The 16,829-nt window shown below is 60.4% G+C and carries 18 protein-coding genes; 3 read left to right on the forward strand and 15 right to left on the reverse strand.

The window, feature by feature from the left end; translation table 11 throughout:
- The 8 genes from hscA to ubiT form a co-directional block, all read right to left on the reverse strand.
- On the reverse strand, positions 1-1,848 hold the full coding sequence (hscA, locus tag ACVDHI_RS07375) for a Fe-S protein assembly chaperone HscA (protein ID WP_104453035.1): 1,848 nt from the start codon (positions 1,846-1,848) through the stop codon (positions 1-3).
- A 28-nt stretch (positions 1,849-1,876) separates the two neighbouring features.
- Complete coding sequence (gene hscB / locus ACVDHI_RS07380; protein ID WP_042863981.1) at positions 1,877-2,395, reverse strand: co-chaperone HscB; 519 nt, start codon at positions 2,393-2,395, stop codon at positions 1,877-1,879.
- Positions 2,396-2,585: 190 nt separating this feature from the next.
- The gene (gene iscA / locus ACVDHI_RS07385; RefSeq protein ID WP_010675058.1) at positions 2,586-2,909 is read right to left on the reverse strand and encodes an iron-sulfur cluster assembly protein IscA; all 324 of its coding nucleotides are present in this window, start codon (positions 2,907-2,909) and stop codon (positions 2,586-2,588) included.
- A 15-nt stretch (positions 2,910-2,924) separates the two neighbouring features.
- On the reverse strand, positions 2,925-3,308 hold the full coding sequence (gene iscU, locus ACVDHI_RS07390) for a Fe-S cluster assembly scaffold IscU (protein ID WP_010675059.1): 384 nt from the start codon (positions 3,306-3,308) through the stop codon (positions 2,925-2,927).
- Positions 3,309-3,362: 54 nt separating this feature from the next.
- Positions 3,363-4,577 (reverse strand): IscS subfamily cysteine desulfurase, encoded by a 1,215-nt coding sequence (locus ACVDHI_RS07395; RefSeq protein WP_010675060.1) that lies wholly within the window; start codon positions 4,575-4,577, stop codon positions 3,363-3,365.
- Between the two features lie 52 nt (positions 4,578-4,629).
- Positions 4,630-5,133: a Fe-S cluster assembly transcriptional regulator IscR gene (iscR, locus tag ACVDHI_RS07400; RefSeq protein WP_025327241.1), complete on the reverse strand. Its 504-nt coding sequence runs from the start codon at positions 5,131-5,133 to the stop codon at positions 4,630-4,632.
- A 93-nt stretch (positions 5,134-5,226) separates the two neighbouring features.
- Positions 5,227-5,961, reverse strand: coding sequence for a tRNA (cytosine(32)/uridine(32)-2'-O)-methyltransferase TrmJ (gene trmJ, locus ACVDHI_RS07405; protein WP_447211913.1), 735 nt, complete (start codon positions 5,959-5,961; stop codon positions 5,227-5,229).
- 190 nt (positions 5,962-6,151) lie between these two features.
- Complete coding sequence (ubiT, locus tag ACVDHI_RS07410; protein ID WP_201888248.1) at positions 6,152-6,664, reverse strand: ubiquinone anaerobic biosynthesis accessory factor UbiT; 513 nt, start codon at positions 6,662-6,664, stop codon at positions 6,152-6,154.
- 188 nt (positions 6,665-6,852) lie between these two features.
- On the opposite strand from ubiT, the gene ubiU reads away from it, so the two are divergent.
- Both ubiU and ACVDHI_RS07420 read left to right on the forward strand, forming a co-directional pair.
- A complete protein-coding gene (ubiU, locus tag ACVDHI_RS07415) occupies positions 6,853-7,848 on the forward strand; it encodes a ubiquinone anaerobic biosynthesis protein UbiU (RefSeq protein WP_447211914.1) in 996 nt (331 codons plus the stop codon).
- Positions 7,849-7,860: 12 nt separating this feature from the next.
- On the forward strand, positions 7,861-8,733 hold the full coding sequence (locus tag ACVDHI_RS07420) for a U32 family peptidase (protein WP_183149848.1): 873 nt from the start codon (positions 7,861-7,863) through the stop codon (positions 8,731-8,733).
- Positions 8,734-8,808: 75 nt separating this feature from the next.
- Here ACVDHI_RS07420 and nlpI read toward each other — a convergent pair whose 3' ends face one another.
- The 7 genes from nlpI to queA all read right to left on the reverse strand — a co-directional run bounded on the left by nlpI (position 8,809) and on the right by queA (position 15,838).
- Positions 8,809-9,741 carry a lipoprotein NlpI gene (gene nlpI / locus ACVDHI_RS07425; protein ID WP_280520777.1) on the reverse strand — a complete coding sequence of 311 codons (933 nt, stop codon included), beginning with the start codon at positions 9,739-9,741 and terminating at the stop codon, positions 8,809-8,811.
- 90 nt (positions 9,742-9,831) lie between these two features.
- The gene (locus ACVDHI_RS07430; RefSeq protein ID WP_041213021.1) at positions 9,832-10,200 is read right to left on the reverse strand and encodes a rhodanese-like domain-containing protein; all 369 of its coding nucleotides are present in this window, start codon (positions 10,198-10,200) and stop codon (positions 9,832-9,834) included.
- Between the two features lie 100 nt (positions 10,201-10,300).
- Entirely contained in the window at positions 10,301-11,248 is a 948-nt protein-coding gene (secF, locus tag ACVDHI_RS07435) for a protein translocase subunit SecF (RefSeq protein WP_039038736.1), read from the reverse strand.
- A gap of 9 nt (positions 11,249-11,257) precedes the next feature.
- The gene (gene secD, locus ACVDHI_RS07440; protein ID WP_183149847.1) at positions 11,258-13,111 is read right to left on the reverse strand and encodes a protein translocase subunit SecD; all 1,854 of its coding nucleotides are present in this window, start codon (positions 13,109-13,111) and stop codon (positions 11,258-11,260) included.
- 18 nt (positions 13,112-13,129) lie between these two features.
- Positions 13,130-13,465, reverse strand: coding sequence for a preprotein translocase subunit YajC (gene yajC, locus ACVDHI_RS07445; protein ID WP_010675070.1), 336 nt, complete (start codon positions 13,463-13,465; stop codon positions 13,130-13,132).
- Between the two features lie 50 nt (positions 13,466-13,515).
- Positions 13,516-14,652 carry a tRNA guanosine(34) transglycosylase Tgt gene (tgt, locus tag ACVDHI_RS07450; protein WP_447211915.1) on the reverse strand — a complete coding sequence of 379 codons (1,137 nt, stop codon included), beginning with the start codon at positions 14,650-14,652 and terminating at the stop codon, positions 13,516-13,518.
- Positions 14,653-14,770: 118 nt separating this feature from the next.
- The gene (queA, locus tag ACVDHI_RS07455; RefSeq protein ID WP_183149846.1) at positions 14,771-15,838 is read right to left on the reverse strand and encodes a tRNA preQ1(34) S-adenosylmethionine ribosyltransferase-isomerase QueA; all 1,068 of its coding nucleotides are present in this window, start codon (positions 15,836-15,838) and stop codon (positions 14,771-14,773) included.
- Positions 15,839-16,049: 211 nt separating this feature from the next.
- On the opposite strand from queA, the gene ACVDHI_RS07460 reads away from it, so the two are divergent.
- Positions 16,050-16,496: a CBS domain-containing protein gene (locus ACVDHI_RS07460; protein ID WP_010675073.1), complete on the forward strand. Its 447-nt coding sequence runs from the start codon at positions 16,050-16,052 to the stop codon at positions 16,494-16,496.
- The last annotated feature ends 333 nt before the right edge of the window (positions 16,497-16,829 follow it).

Genomic DNA, 16,829 nt, shown 5'->3' on the forward strand with positions numbered 1-16,829 from the left:
TCACACCTTGTTGACGTTTTGTCCGGTCAGCACCTTGCGGATGGAGGCATCCATCCGGCGGGCTGCAAATTCGCCACTGGCAGCGTCCGCCGCCTCGATGGCCTCTTTGATCTGGTTGGTGGTGCCCGTGCTGCGCATGGTCAGCAGATGGGCGATGGCGGCATCCAGCTCGGCCCGCTCGGCGGGGCTCAATAAGGCCTCGCCATCGGCGGCCAGGGCGGCGTTGAGACTCTCGACCACCCGGTCGGCCTCGACCTGCTGCTCCGCCAGCATGCGGGCGTCCATGTCCTGCTGGGCATTGGCGATGGAGGCGCTCAGCATGTTGAGGATGTCATCTTCCCCCAGCCCGTAGGAGGGCTTGACCTGGATCTCGGCCTGCACGCCGGAGGATTTCTCCATGGCGCTGACCGACAGCAGACCGTCCGCGTCCACCTGGAAGGTGACGCGAATGTGGGCGGCGCCAGCCGCCATGGGCGGAATGCCGGTCAGGGTGAAGCGGGCCAGGGAGCGGCAATCCGCCACCAGCTCGCGCTCCCCCTGCACCACGTGGATCGCCATCGCGGTCTGGCCATCCTTGAAGGTGGTGAACTCCTGGGCGCGGGCCACCGGAATGGTGGTGTTGCGCGGGATCACCTTCTCGGCGAGGCCGCCCATGGTCTCTAACCCTAAGGAAAGCGGAATGACGTCCAGCAGCAGCATCTCGGCATCGGGCTTGTTGCCCACCAGGATGTCGGCCTGGATGGCGGCACCGATGGCCACCACCTTGTCGGGGTCGATGCTGGTCAATGGTGTGCGGCCGAAGAATTCACCCACCCGCTCGCGCACCAGCGGCACCCGGGTCGAGCCGCCGACCATCACCACTTCCAGCACCTCTTCCTGCTCGAGACCCGCATCGCGCAGGGCGCGCCGACAGGCCTGCAGGGTGCGCTTGACCAGGGGCTGGATCAGCTCGTCAAACTGGCTGCGGGTGACGGTACCCTGCCAGCCGGCAAAGGTGCAGGCAACGGCATCGGCATCGGTGAGGCCGTGCTTGATGCTGGCCGCCGCATCCAGCAACTCGCGCTGGGTACGGGCATCGAGCTGACCGGACAACCCGGCTTGCTCTTTGAGCCAGTCCGCCAGCAGATGGTCGAAATCGTCACCACCGAGTGCCGAGTCGCCACCGGTGGCCATCACCTCAAACACCCCGCGATGCAGGCGCAGGATGGAGATATCGAAGGTTCCGCCACCCAGGTCATAGACGGCGATCACCCCTTCCTGACCGGAGTCGAGGCCATAGGCGATGGCGGCCGCCGTGGGTTCATTGAGCAACCGCAGCACGTGCAGACCGGCCAGTCTGGCCGCGTCCTTGGTACCCTGACGCTGGGCATCGTCAAAATAGGCGGGCACCGTGATGACCACGCCGTCGAGGTCTCCCCCGAGGGACGCGGCACCGCGCTCGGCCAGTTTCTTGAGGATCTCGGCCGAGACCTGCACCGGATTGACCAGCCCCTGGCGGGTCCGCAACTGGGGCATGCCCGTCTCGGTAGCCACGAACTCGTAAGGCTGCTGGCGGGTATCGATGTCGGCCAGCCCCTTGCCCATCATCCGCTTGACCGAGACGATGGTGTTGTGGGGATCGAGGGCCGCCTCACGCTTGGCATCGAAGCCAACCCGGATGGTATCGGCCTGGTAATGGACCACGGAAGGCAGCAGATCACGCCCCTGCTCGTCACAGAGGGTGTCGGCCTGGCCGCTGCGCACGGCGGCGACCAGGGAGTTGGTGGTGCCAAGATCGATGCCGACGGCACGTTTATGCTGGTGAGGCGCGGCGCTCTGGCCTGGCTCGGCAATTTGCAGTAATGCCATGGGTAATCACAATTCCTGCGTTAGAGGGTCAAGACTCGAACAGCGAGTCTTCGAATCGTTCCAGCTCCTCGAGGAGCTTGTCGACAAATTTGAGCTTGCGAACGCAATCCGCCGCCTGCAGATCCTCACCCCTGGTGAGAGAGTCGGTCAGCCGTTGCATCAACGCCTGGTGATCATGCCTGATCTCCTGGCGAAAATCCTTGATGGCCCCCTCAGGGTCGGCGTCGTCCTTGAGATCAGCCAGCCGCTCTCGCCACTCCAGCTGTTGCATCAGAAAGGCTGGATCTTGCAGTGTCTGCTGCTCGCCGCGAATATCGGTGCCCCGCAAGGAGAGCAGGTACTCGGCTCGGCGCAAGGGGGCCTTGAGGGTGGTAAACGCATCGTTGATCTGGGCAGCACGCTGCACGGCAGCAAGCTGCTCCCGCTCGGGGGCAGTCGCAAAACGATCGGGATGGAACTGGGTCTGCAGCTGACGATAGGTGTCAGCCAGTTGGCGAGTATCGAGCTCGAAGCCCTCAGCCAGCCCGAACAGCTCGAAATGATTCATCCTTCGTCCTCAGACAATAGCGCTGGGAGTGCAACCACACTCGTCTTGAACTTGAAAGCAGTGGCATGGACTGGCGTCCACACCACTGTGTTGATGAGCAAGGTGTTGATCACAAGAGACTCGCCGCAACAGGGCTCACCCTTGGGGCTGCGAGGCGTTGCAAACATGGGCGATCGGTCAATCGAACCACTTACACGCTGAAGCTTTCGCCACAACCACATTCGCCTTTGGCATTCGGGTTGTTGAACTGGAAGCCCTCGTTGAGGCCTTCCTTCACGAAGTCCAGCTCGGTGCCATCCAGGTGGATCAGGCTCTTGGCATCCACGATGATCTTGACGCCTTTCTGCTCGAACACCTGATCCTCGGCAGCCAGCTCATCCACGAACTCGAGCACATAGGCAAGGCCAGAACAGCCGGTCGTCTTGACGCCGAGGCGCAGGCCGATGCCCTTGCCCCGGTTGATCATGAAGGAGGAAACCCGCGCCGCTGCGGCATCTGTCATGGTTATGGCCATACTGCTCTCCGGACCTTAAAGACCTTTCTTCTGCTTGTAATCGGCGATGGCGGCCTTGATGGCATCCTCCGCCAGAATGGAGCAGTGGATCTTCACCGGCGGCAGCGCCAGCTCTTCGGCGATGTCGGTGTTCTTGATACCGGCCGCTTCGTCCAGGGTCTTGCCCTTGACCCACTCGGTCACCAGGGAGCTGGAGGCGATGGCGGAACCACAGCCGTAGGTCTTGAACTTGGCATCTTCGATGATGCCATCGTCGCTGATCTTCAGTTGCAGCTTCATGACGTCACCACAGGCCGGTGCACCGACCATGCCGGTGGCGACGCTGGGATCGTTCTTGTCAAAACCACCGACGTTGCGGGGATTCTCGTAGTGGTCGATTACTTTTTCACTGTAAGCCATATCTAACTCCTGCTAATTCCGTTGTTCACCAGATCCTTGCCATGCTGGCAAGGATCAGTGATGTGCCCATTCGACCGTGTTCAGATCGACGCCATCCTTGAACATCTCCCACAGGGGGGACATCTCGCGCAGACGACCGATGGAGTCGCAGATGAGCTTGATTGCGTAGTCGATCTCTTCTTCGGTGGTGAAGCGACCAATGCTGAAACGGATGGAGCTGTGTGCCAGCTCGTCGTTCAGACCCAGGGCGCGCAGCACGTAGGAAGGTTCCAGGCTGGCCGAGGTACAGGCAGAACCGGAAGAGACCGCCAGATCCTTCAGTGCCATGATGAGGGATTCCCCTTCCACATAGGCGAAGCTGACGTTCAGGTTACCCGGTACACGCTGATCCAGATCCCCGTTGATATAGACTTCTTCGATGTTCTTGATGCCATCCCACAGACGCTGGCGCAGGGCCATGATGTGCTGGCTCTCGCTCGCCATCTCTTCCTTGGCGATGCGGAAGGCTTCCCCCATGCCGACGATCTGGTGGGTTGCCAGGGTACCGGAGCGCATGCCGCGCTCGTGGCCACCGCCGTGCATCTGGGCTTCCAGACGAACACGGGGCTTGCGGCGCACATACAGGGCGCCAATGCCTTTCGGGCCGTATACCTTGTGGGCGGACATGGAGAGCAGATCAACCTTGAGTGCTTCCACGTCGACCGGGATCTTGCCCACGCTCTGGACGGCGTCCACGTGCAGCAGGATCTTGCGGGAACGGCACAGCTCGCCGATGGCAGCGATGTCTTGCACCACCCCGATCTCGTTGTTGGCGTGCATGATGCTGACCAGGATGGTGTCATCACGCAGGGCGCCTTCGATCTGCTCAAGAGTGAACAGGCCGTTGGGCATGGGCTCGAGGTAGGTCACCTCATAGCCCTCCCGCTCCAGTTGGCGGCAGGTATCCAGCACGGCTTTGTGCTCGGTCTTGGAGGTGACGATGTGCTTGCCCTTGCCGGCGTAGAAATGGGCGATGCCCTTGATGGCCAGGTTGTTGGACTCGGTCGCACCGGAGGTAAAGACGATCTCGCGCGGGTCCGCGCCGATCAGCTCTGCCACTTGATTACGGGCCAGATCCACCGCCTCTTCGGCCTGCCAGCCGAAACGGTGGGAACGGGAGGCTGGGTTGCCGAACAGGCCGTCCATGGTGAGGCACTGCATCATTTTTTCTGCGACACGCGGGTCCACCGGACAGGTTGCCGAATAATCAAGGTAAATAGGCAGTTTCATCTTTTTCTCCGTTACGACGGGGTCACACAGCGACTCGTCGTGGAAAGCACGTTTATAGTTGGACTTTCAAGCTCACATCACCGCGTTCGGCCCGATCAACCAGGGACAACACGGTCTTCATTTGTTCATCTTGCTTGCCGGCGATACGGCGTACATCGGCCTGACCAACCAGCTCGGCCAGGGTGATATCCCCCAGGAAACTGGAGATGCGTTCGCTCAGATCCCGCCACAAGGAGTGGGTCAGGCACTGGGTACCACCGTGGCAGCCCCCTTTGCCGAGGCACTTGGTCGCATCGACCGATTCATCGACCGCGGTGATCACCTGACCGACCGAGATCTCGCCAGGGGCCAGACCGAGGCGATAGCCGCCACCGGGGCCACGTACGCTGCTCACCAGACCATGTTTGCGCAGACGAGCAAACAGTTGTTCCAGATAGGACAAGGAGATGCCCTGGCGCTCTGAAATATCAGCCAGGGGCACGGGCCCCTGCTCTGCATGCAACGCCACGTCGAGCATGGCTGTCACCGCGTAACGTCCTTTTGAGGTCAGTCTCATATGCCTTACCGTTTGCGAACCAATCAATATGTGGCATATGGTCACATACCCGACTAAATCAGTCAAGTATATGCTTGAGTAAATCAGTCGGGATTAATCCTGTGCCCTGGACTTCTGGACAGAGGTGAGAATGCCCCGCAGGATGTTCAACTCCACCGCTTCGGGTCTGGCCCGATTGAACAGACGACGCAGTTTGCTCATCACATGGCCTGGATGGTCATCGGCAATGAACCCCGTCTTTTGCAACGTCTGCTCCAGATGCTGATAAAACCCTTCCAGTTGCTGGGCGCTGGGGTACTCGACCCGCTCATCCTCCGGGGCCGAATGCTCCTGGTTCTGTACTTCCAGCCAGCGCATCCGCACCTCGTAACAAAGGGTCTGCACTGCCATGGCCAGATTGAGGGAGCTGTATTCTGGATTGGCGGGAATGGCCACATGGAAGTGGCATTTTTGCAGTTCGTCATTGGTGAGGCCGGTACGTTCACGGCCAAACACCAGCGCGACCGGGTGCTCCATGCCCTCGGCAACCAGCTTCTCGCCCGCTTCACGGGGATCCAGCATGGGCCAGCTCAGGGTGCGGGAACGGGCACTGGTGCCGATGACCAGAGTACAGTCGGCAATGGCTTCATCCAGGGTCGGCACGATACGAGCGCGAGCCAGGATATCGCTGGCCCCCGCCGCCAAGGCGACGGCCTCCTCATCCGGCTGGGCCTGGGGATCGACCAGTACCAGTTGAGTCAGCCCCATGGTCTTCATGGCCCGCGCCGCGGATCCCATGTTGCCGGTGTGAGAGGTGTTTACCAACACGATACGAATCTGATCCAACATGCCCAGTCAATCTTCAGTCAAAAATGGCGCGCAATTGTAACATAACCAATCGCTATTTTGGCACCGCTTCCAACCAAGCATTTCTGCACAGACAGGCAGATGACGCCTCCCCACCCTGCGTGGTCACGCTGACAGTGGGGTACTGCGGCTCAAGTTCGCCTGTTCCGCAGCACTCGGGCAAGAAAACGGCTCAGCTCATTGTCGCGGCAGTGGGCACGTGCGTCTCGCGGGCCCGCTCGATAAAGGTCGCCAGATCCATCAGGGGGTATTTCATCAATCCCAGCCCGTCCAGATCCAGGCTGTCCATCAGATTTTTCACCTCCAGGCCCAACTCTGTATCCCCCTCTATCTTCAGTCGGCGCTGGAAGAAGAGGGAATCCGGGTCTTCACGGCGCCCGGCGATCAGAACAAGATCCTGGCTATTGCCGCTGAAACAGACATCGACGTGCTCACACTTCCTCGCCACTACCAATTTGCCCTCCTGCTCGCTGATAAACCAGCATAGTCCCAGATCGCTGACTTCCACTTTCAGCCACTTGCCCGCAAGAAACGCAAATTCCCCCTCTTCGATGGCCTCCCGGAATACCCTGCCCAGCAGGGCCTCCATCAGGTTTTGTTGCAAAGGGAAGGGCACCAGCTTGAGGGGGTGGCGCAAGAGACGGGGTGCCTGTTCGACCAGGCGACGTTGCAGATGTTGAAACACGATAAACTCCCAGTTTTTTGCGCATTCAAGCACAGCCCCTTCGGCAAGATCCTGTTGAAAATCAAACTTGTGCCCACTTACCTCAAGAAGGGTAAAGCCACCTAAAGCTGCCTCAGGTCAAAAAGCGGGAGGGCAAGCATGAATACAATCGGGCCACTTTGCATTTTTGCCCTCTCGGAGCGTACCCGATGGAATTACTCTGCCCGGCAGGCAGCCTGCCGGCACTGAAGACAGCCGTGGATAACGGGGCCGATGCGGTCTACATCGGCTTCAAGGATGACACCAATGCCCGCCACTTCGCCGGGCTCAACTTCACCGACAGCAAGCTGGAAAGAGCGGTTGACTATGTCCACCAGCATGGCCGCAAGCTGCACATCGCCATCAATACCTTTGCCCACCCGGGCTCCGATGCCCGCTGGAAGCAGGCCGTGGACAAAGGGGTGACGCTCGGTGCCGATGCCCTGATCATCGCCGATCTCGCCGTGCTCGATTATGCCAGCCGCCGCCATCCCGACATGGAGCTGCATGTCTCGGTCCAGGCCAGCGCCACCAACGCCGCTGCCATCCGCTTCTACCAGCAGCACTTCAACGTCGGCCGGGTGGTGCTGCCGAGGGTGCTCTCCATGCATCAGGTCAGGCAGCTTGCCCGCGAGACCGACGTCGGCCTCGAGGTGTTCGCCTTCGGCAGCCTCTGCATCATGGCGGAGGGGCGCTGCTACCTCTCCTCCTACATGACCGGCGAGAGCCCCAACACCGTCGGTGCCTGTTCACCGGCCAAGTTCGTGCGCTGGGAGGAGACCCCGAGCGGCCTCGAATCCCGCCTCAACGAGGTGCTGATCGATCGTTACGGCCCGGGGGAAAATGCCGGCTACCCGACCCTGTGCAAGGGCCGCTTCGAGGTGGATGGCCAGACCTATCACGCGCTGGAGGAGCCCACCAGCCTCAACACCCTCGGCCTTCTGCCCGAGCTGTTCCAGACCGGCATCCAGTCAGTCAAGATCGAGGGACGCCAGCGCAGCCCCGCCTATGTGGAGCAGGTGACCCGGGTCTGGCGCGCCGCCATCGACGCCTATCAGGCCAACCCCGAGGCCTATCAGGTCAAGGCTGAGTGGGATGCCCAGCTCGCCCGTGTCTCCGAGGGGAGCCAGACCACCCTCGGTGCCTATCATCGCCAGTGGCAATAAGGAGCCCTGTTCATGAAATTCTCACTCGGGCCCCTGCTCTTCTACTGGCCCAAGGCCGACACCCAGGCCTTCTATCAGGCGGCCGCCGCCAGCCAGGCCGACATCGTCTATCTGGGGGAAACCGTCTGCAGCAAGCGGCGCGAACTGAAAGTGGATGACTGGATTGCCCTCGCCCGTCAGGTGGCGGGCTCCGGCAAGCAGGCGGTACTCTCCACGCTGGCGCTGATCTCAGCTCCCTCCGAGCTCAAGGAGGTCAAGCGGCTGGTCGACAACGGCGAGCTGATGATCGAGGCCAACGATCTGGGGGCGGTCCAGCTCGCCAGTGCAGCCGGGCTGCCGTTCGTCTGCGGCCCCGCCATCAACGCCTACAACGCCGACGTGCTGCGCATGCTGCTCAAACAGGGAATGCAGCGCTGGGTGATGCCGGTGGAGCTCTCCCGCGACTGGCTGATGCAGCTCAATCAGGATCTGGGCAGGGAGCGCCAGCAGTTCGAGGTGGAGGTGTTCGCCTATGGTCATCTGCCGCTCGCCTACTCGGCACGCTGCTTCACCGCCCGCTCCCTCGACCGGCCCAAGGACAACTGCGAACTGGCCTGCATCGACTACCCCACCGGGCGACTTGCCAGCAGTCGTGAGGGGCAGAAGGTGTTCAACCTCAACGGCATCCAGACCCAGTCCGGTTACTGCTACAACCTGGGTAACGAGCTCAAGGGGATGGAGGGCCTGGTGGATGTGGTGCGCCTCTCGCCCGAAGGCATGGAGACCCTGACGATGCTGGAGCGCTTCAAGGCCAACGAACAGGGGATGGCCCCCCTGCCCTTGCTGCAGGAGCGGGACTGCAACGGTTACTGGCGCCAGATCCCCGGCATGAGCCTAGTGGAGTAGCGGCACACCCCGTGTCACCAGACAGCAAAAAGGCCTCGTCAAGAGGCCTTTTTCGTGGGGATCAAACCCGTTTAGTCACGCTTTGCCGCTCTTGCCCTGGGCTCCGGGTGGCTGGGGCTTGCGCGCCATCAGTTCCAGCTCCAGCAAGGCATAGCGATGCTCGATGAAGTCATAGACGTTGTTGGCCAGCGCCAGCTTGAAGTAGCTGATGGCTTCCTTGCGGTTGCCCTTGGCCAGCTCGAACTTGCCGAGGTAGAAGTAGGTCTCGCACAGGCGCTCGGCGAGCTCCCTGTTGTCCTTGACCCCTTTCACCACGTTGCTCATCAACTGGGTGGCATTGATGTCGCCCGTATAGAGGCGCACCAGATCCCAGTTCCAGGCGTCGTCGTCATACTTGTTGAGCCGCTCGCGCATCCGGCTCATGGCCGCCGGTCCGTTGAGCTTCTGCTCGGCCAGATAGAGCCAGATCACCCGATAAGGGTCTTCTGGTTGCGCCTCGTAGAAGCGCTTCATATCCGCCGCGGCAAGCTCGGGACGATTGCCGTAATAGAGCGCGATTCCCCGGTTGAGATAGGCGTAGTCGTAATCCGGGGCGAGCTCCAGGGCGGAGTCGAACGCCTCATAGGCCTCGTCGTAGTTCTGCTGTTGAACCAGATAGACACCGATGAAGTTGTAGGCCTCGGCAAAATCCGGCTTCTCCCGCAGGGCGCGGTTGAAGTCGAGTCGCGCCAGGGAACGCAAGCCCACCCGGTCAAACACCACGGCACGCTCATAGAAGAGTTCTGCCCGCTGTTCGGTCGTCAATTCCATTTCACTGAGCATCTGCCCGAGTCGCGCCAACGCCAACTCGCTCTGGTAGGAGACCTGCAAGGGGGTCGCCAATACCAGTGAAGCGGGTTGCGGCTTGGGAACTTGAGGCGCTTTTACCTGACTGCTACTGCTGCAACCCCACAAGGGGAGCAACAACAGGATACCCGTGAGGTATCCAATCCCTATCCTGACGTTCAATGAACACTCCGACGCTTACGCTTGACCCCGCATATGGTAAAGATCACGGGGCCGTTTGTCATGTGGCGCAGCCCCTCTCCCTCAAATAAATCAGGATTCGACAGGGTATCCGGCATCGCTCCAGCCGCGAAAGCCTCCATCGACGCTGACGACCCGGGAATAACCCATCTTCTGCAGGTTATCCGCCACCAGGATGGAGCGAAATCCCCCACCACAATAGAGGTAGAGTTCGGTGTCGGGATCCGGATACCGGGTCTCGATGTCACGCTCTATCACCCCGCGCCCGAGATAGGCGGCCCCCGGCAGATGGCCCCTGGCCCACTCGCTCTCTTCGCGCACGTCGATCAGATGAAATGTTCGGCCCTCATCCTGCCAGCGCTTGATCTGGTGCACATCGGTTTCCTGCACCTGTGGGCGGATGGCCTCTACCAGGGCCAGAAAACGGGGATTGTGTTGCATGGGCTTGCTCCTTGCTTTGGGTAATGGATGCTGGGTTGTGGGGAGCATCATGACTCACCCCGGCCACAAGAGAAAGGGCGCCTTGCGGCGCCCTTGTCTGTTACGGCAGGATCTCTTGCTGATCCGCGCCCTCTTTTTCCACCTGGGTCGGCAGCATGTGCTCCCGCTTGATCCCGAGGAACATGGCTGAGGCGCTCGCCACATAGATGGAGGAGTAGGTCCCGAAGGCCACCCCGATCACCATGGCGATGGAGAAACCGTGGATCAGAGGCCCCCCCTTGAGCAGCAGCGCCACCACCACCACGAAGGTCAACCCCGAGGTGATGATGGTCCGGCTCAGGGTCTCGGTCATGGAGAGATCCATGATCTCCGCGGTGTCCCCACGGCGTACCTTGCGGAAATTCTCCCGCACCCGGTCGAACACAACGATGGTGTCGTTCAGGGAGTACCCCACCAGCGTCATCAGCGCCGCCAGCACGGTCAGGTCGAACTCGTACTGGAAGTAGGCAAAGATGCCGAGGGTGATGATCACGTCGTGAGCCAGGGAGAGGATGCCCCCCGTGGCCAGACGCCACTCGAAGCGCACCGCCACGTAGATCAGGATACAGAGGATGGAGGCCAGCATGGCCAGGGCACCGTCGGTGGCCAGCTCGTCACCCACGGAGGGACCGACGAACTCGACACGCTTGAGCACGGCGCTCTCGTCGACCAGCTTGGCGGCCGCCAGGACCTCGTTGCCCTGCTGCTCGACCTTGACGCCCTCTTGGGGGGCCATGCGCACCAGCACATCACGGCTGGAGCCGAAGAACTGCAGGGTCGCCCCGTCAATCTTCTGCTGATCCAGCGCCTCGTGCATCTTGTCCAGGCTCACCGACTGCTGGAACCCCACCTCGATGGTGGTACCGCCGGTGAAGTCCAGCCCCCAGTTCAGGCCACGATCGTACAGAACGTAGAGTGCGAGCACCGTCACCAGAGCAGAGAGGACCATACCCAGCTTGGCGAAACGCATGAAGGGGATGGGCTTTTCAAAATGTAGAATTTGAAACATGTCTCTTCCTTAGATCGGCAGCTTGTCGATGCGCCGTCCACCCCAGGCCAGGTTGATGATGGCGCGGGATACCGTGATGGCAGTGAACATGGACGCCGTCAGGCCGATCCCGAGGGTCAGGGCGAAGCCCTTGATGGCACCGGTACCGATACCGAACAGGATCACGCAGGTGATGAGCGAGGTGACGTTGGAGTCGGCGATGGTGGAGAAGGCGCGATCAAAGCCCAGGTGAATGGCTTGCTGCACCCCGCGACCATTGCGGATCTCTTCACGAATACGCTCGTAGATCAGTACGTTCGCATCCACCGCCATGCCCAGCGTCAACACGATACCGGCGATGCCCGGCAGGGTCATGGTGGCCCCCGGGATCATCGACATGATACCAACGATGAGCACCAGGTTCATGGTCAGCGCCAGATTGGCCACCCAGCCAAAGGCACGGTAGTAGATCCCCATGAAGAGCACGATAACCAGCATGGCCCAGCCGATGGCTTCCATCCCGCTGTCGATGTTCTGCTGACCCAGGCTCGGGCCTATGGTGCGCTCTTCGACGATCTGGATGGGGGCAATCAGGGCACCGGCACGCAGCAGCAGCGCCAGGTTGTGGGCTTCGTTGGCGTTGTCGATCCCGGTGATGCGGAACTGGCTACCCAGGCGAGACTGGATGGTGGCGACGTTGATCACCTCCTCCTGCTTGCGGAACTTGCGCTTGCCGTCCGGACCAGGCTGACCCACCGGCTTGTACTCGATGAAGACGGTCGCCATGCCCTTGCCAACGTTGTCCTTGGTAAAGTTGGCCATCTTGTTGCCACCCTGACCATCGAGCTTGATGTTGACCTGGGGACGGCTGTATTCATCGAAACCGGACTGGGCACCCACGATGTGGTCACCGGTCAGGATCACGCGCTTTTGCAGTACCACGGGACGACCGTTGCGATCGTTGTAGACCTTGGAGCTCGGCGGCACGCGGCCTGCGGCAGCGGCCTGGATATCGGCAGCCTCATCGACCATGTGGAACTCCAGGGTCGCGGTGGCCCCCAGGATCTCCTTGGCACGGGCGGTGTCCTGGATCCCCGGCAGCTCGACGATGATACGCTCACCGCCCTGCTGCTGGACCAACGGCTCGGCCACACCCAGTTCGTTCACCCGGTTGCGGATGATGGTGATGTTCTGCTCGAGGGCATACTTCTTCACCTCTTTGACCTTGGTTTCGCTCAGACTGGCCAGCAGGATGAAGTCATCCCCTTTCTGGTCTGTGGTGAAGACAAGATCCGCATTCTGGCGACGCAGGAAGGAGAGTGCCTTGGCCTGATCGGCCTCGTCACGGAAGACCACCTGCACCTGCTCCCCGACCCGGCGTACACCGGAGTAGCGGATCTTCTGGGTGCGCAGCTCGGCGCGGAAATCCTGCACCATCTGTTCCTGCTGCTTGGCCAGCGCTTCGGCCATGTCCACTTCCATCAGGAAGTGCACACCGCCCCGCAGGTCAAGACCGAGCTTCAGGGGCGCCGCGCCGATGGCCTCAAGCCAGGCGGGGGTGGAGGGTGCCAGGTTGAGGGCGGTGATGAAATTGTCGCCCAGCTTGTTGGCCACGATGTCGCGCGCCTTGAGCTGGTCTTCGGTGTTGTTGAAACGGATCAGGATGAAGCCGTGCTCGAACGCCGCATGCTTGACCGGGATCTTCGCCTCGTCGAGGGTTTCCTTCACCTGATCGAGGGTTTCTAGTTTGACTTCGGCACCACGGCTGGCAGAGACCTGCAAGGCCGGGTCTTCGCCGTAAAGATTGGGGGCTGCATATAGAAAACCGATGGCGATCACGACGATCACCATCAGGTATTTCCACAGCGGATAGCGATTTAACACGCTGTGCTCCTCGGGAGATTAGAGGGACTGGATAGAACCCTTGGGCAGAACGGCAGAGACGAAGTCACGCTTGATGGTGACCTGGGTCTGATCGTTCAGGGCCAGCACAATGTAGTCGCTGTCGGCGGAAACCTTGGCGATCTTGCCGACCAGGCCACCGGAAGTGAGCACTTCGTCGCCCTTGGAGAGGGAGCTCATCAGATTGCGATGCTCCTTGGCACGCTTGGCCTGGGGACGGTAGATCATGAAGTAGAAGATGAGACCGAACACGGCCAGCATGATGATCATTTCCATGCCACCACCCTGTGCTGCCGGAGCCGCGCCTTCTGCATACGCCTTGGAGATAATGCTCATTTAACAACCTCTTATTGATGTAGATTTGAATAATAACTTATATGTCGTTGTTATTTCACGTCATTTTCAGCCAGTGGAGGCACAGGCTTCCCTTGCCGACGGTAAAACTCAGTTACAAAGTCGTCTAATTTACCCTGCTCGATCGCGTCCCGCAAACCCTGCATCACGCGCTGGTAATAACGCAGGTTGTGGATGGTATTCAGACGGGCACCGAGGATCTCGTTGCACTTGTCCAGATGGTACAGATAGCTGCGGGTGTAGTTTTTGCAGGTGTAGCAATCGCAGTCCGCATCCAGGGTGCTGGTGTCTTCCCGGTACTTGGCGTTGCGGATCTTGACCACGCCATCGGTGGTAAAGAGATGACCGTTGCGGGCGTTGCGGGTCGGCATCACGCAGTCGAACATGTCGATACCGCGGCGTACCCCTTCCACCAGATCCTCCGGCTTGCCCACCCCCATCAGGTAGCGCGGCTTGTCGGCCGGAATTTTCGGGCAGACATGGTCAAGGATGCGATGCATGTCCTCTTTGGGCTCACCCACGGCGAGACCGCCGACCGCGTAACCGTCGAAGCCGATCTCAAGGAGACCGTCCAGCGACACATCCCGCAGCGGTTCGTAGACAGAACCCTGGATGATGCCGAACAGGGCGTTCTTGTTGCCGAGCGCATCGAACTTGTCACGGGAGCGCTTGGCCCAGCGCAGGGACATCTCCATGGACTTGCGCGCTTCCTCGTAGGTGGCCGGGTACGGGGTGCACTCGTCGAAGATCATCACGATGTCGGAACCCAGATCGTACTGGATCTCCATGGACTTCTCGGGGTCGAGGAAGATCTTCTCGCCGTTGATGGGATGACAGAAGTGCACCCCCTCCTCGGTGATCTTGCGGATGTGCCCCAGACTGAACACCTGGAAACCACCGGAGTCGGTCAGGATCGGCCCCTGCCAGTTCATGAAGTCGTGCAGATCGCCGTGGGCGCGCATCACTTCCTGACCCGGGCGCAGCCAGAGGTGGAAGGTGTTGCCAAGCAGGATCTGGGCACCGGTCTCACGTACCTCTTCCGGTGTCATCCCCTTGACGGTGCCGTAGGTGCCGACCGGCATGAAGGCTGGGGTCTGGACCACGCCACGCTCGAACACCAGTTGACCGCGACGGGCACGCCCATCGGTGGTTTTCAATTCAAATTTCATTGCTACCTCTATTCAGTCAGAGAAACAGTCTGACAACAAAGGGCCCGAGGGGCCCGGTAATATGAAGCCGGTCGGCATACTGACAAGCAGAGCCTGAACGACTTCTGAAGGGCAAGGCTTAACCCTGCCCCCGGCGACGGGTGACGAACATGGCGTCCCCGTAGCTGAAGAAACGGTACTGTCCCGCCACTGCGGCCTGATAGGCGGCCATCACGTTGTCATAGCCGGCAAAGGCGCTGACCAGCATGATCAGGGTGGATTCGGGCAGGTGGAAGTTGGTGATCATGGCATCGACCACCTGGAACTCGTAACCGGGGAAGATGAAGATGTCGGTGTCATTGAAGAAGGGCGCCAGCGGCTTGCCCTGGGCCAGGGTCGCCTTGGCTGCGCTCTCGAGGGATCGTACCGACGTGGTGCCCACCGCAACCACCCGACCGCCGCGGGCGCGGGTCGCCGCGATGGCATCCACCACCTCCTGGGGCACTTCGGCGTATTCCGAGTGCATGTGGTGATCTTCAATCTTGTCGACGCGCACCGGCTGGAAGGTGCCCGCCCCCACGTGCAGGGTCACGAAGGCCATCTCCACGCCCTTGGCACGGATCTGCTCGAGCAGCGGCTCGTCGAAGTGCAGACCGGCGGTCGGCGCCGCCACGGCACCCGGCTTCTGGTTGTAGACGGTCTGGTAGCGCTCCTTGTCGGCATCCTCGTCGGGGCGGTCGATATAGGGAGGCAACGGCATGTGGCCGATGGCATCCAGAATGGTCAGCACAGGGCGCGGGTCGAGGAAGTGGATCTCGAACAGAGCGTCGTGGCGGGCACGCATCTCGGCCTCGACGGGCACGCCGTCGGCACCGCCATCCAGAAGGAGACGGGTACCTGGCTTGGGGGACTTGGACGAGCGGACGTGCGCCAGCACGCTGTGCTCGTCCAGAATGCGCTCCACCAGCACCTCCAGCTTGCCGCCGCTGGCCTTCTGGCCAAACATGCGGGCCGGAATGACCCGGGTATTGTTGAACACCAGCAGATCGCCGGGGTTGAGCTGGTCAAGCACATCGACAAAATGACCGTGGCGCAGGGCGCCGGTTTGACCATCGAGCTGCAGCAGGCGGCTGGCGGTACGCTCCGCCATGGGGTAGCGGGCAATCAGCTCGTCTGGCAGATCAAAATGAAAATCGGATACTTGCATCTTTCACCTCGGGGGAATCGGCGGCTAGTCTAGTTATCCCCCTCTTCCAAGGCAACCCAAAAGACTAAAAACCCAAGGAAGACAAGGGATAGCGGGCCATTTTGTGAGGCTGGGCCCGTTAAAAAACCTTTAAGGTTTTGTATTGACCCCGATCATGTTCTGGCGACGGGGGCTGGGCTAGGGTGGAAGCAGACACACAAGGAGGCCCACCATGATGACCCTCTCCGAGATCATGACTGAACACCCCTTTACCCTGGGTCCGGAAAACAGCGTCAAGCAGGCGATGGAGCTGATGCAGCAGGAGCGGATCCGTCACGTTCCCATCGTCGATGAACACCAGCATCTGCTTGGTCTGGTCACCCTCTCGGACATCCTGGCCACCCGTGAATCCAAGCTGCTGCTGATCAACCCCGAGCGGGAGGCAGAGTTCACCGACAGCGTCCAGCTCGACGAGATCATGACCCGTCAGGTGGCGAGCGTGGATCCCCACGCCGGCATCAAGGAGGCGGCCCTGTATCTGCAGCGCCACAAATATGGCTGTCTGCCGGTACTCAAGGGGCGCAAGCTGGTTGGCATCGTCACCGAGTCGGACTTCATCGCCGTGGCCATCAATCTGCTGGAGCTGATGGAGGAGCAGGAGCCCCCAACCGACTTTTGATCTTAAAACTCTGTAATAAAATTACAATAAAAGCGTTTTCAGCCTAATTTAACGGCTATTTAAGTGAAACACTTTCAATTTGACTGTAAAATTACACCACAAAACTTGCATTGTGACATTCATCACACTATGATGCCCACCATGCAATGGTTGCCGAAGAGGAGATGAGGATTGTGCACCCGCCATCTTCTCTTCATATGTCTGCAAGTTTGCACACCCCGTAGTTAGTCTTTGCTGTAAAGCATATTTATCGCCATTCCTTGTTTGATGACCCGGCCCTGTCTGTGCGACTGCGCCGGGATTTTTTTATCCCTATTTTTTTCTACTGCGCCG

It is taken from the genome of Aeromonas sp. 25-248, assembly GCF_053005425.1.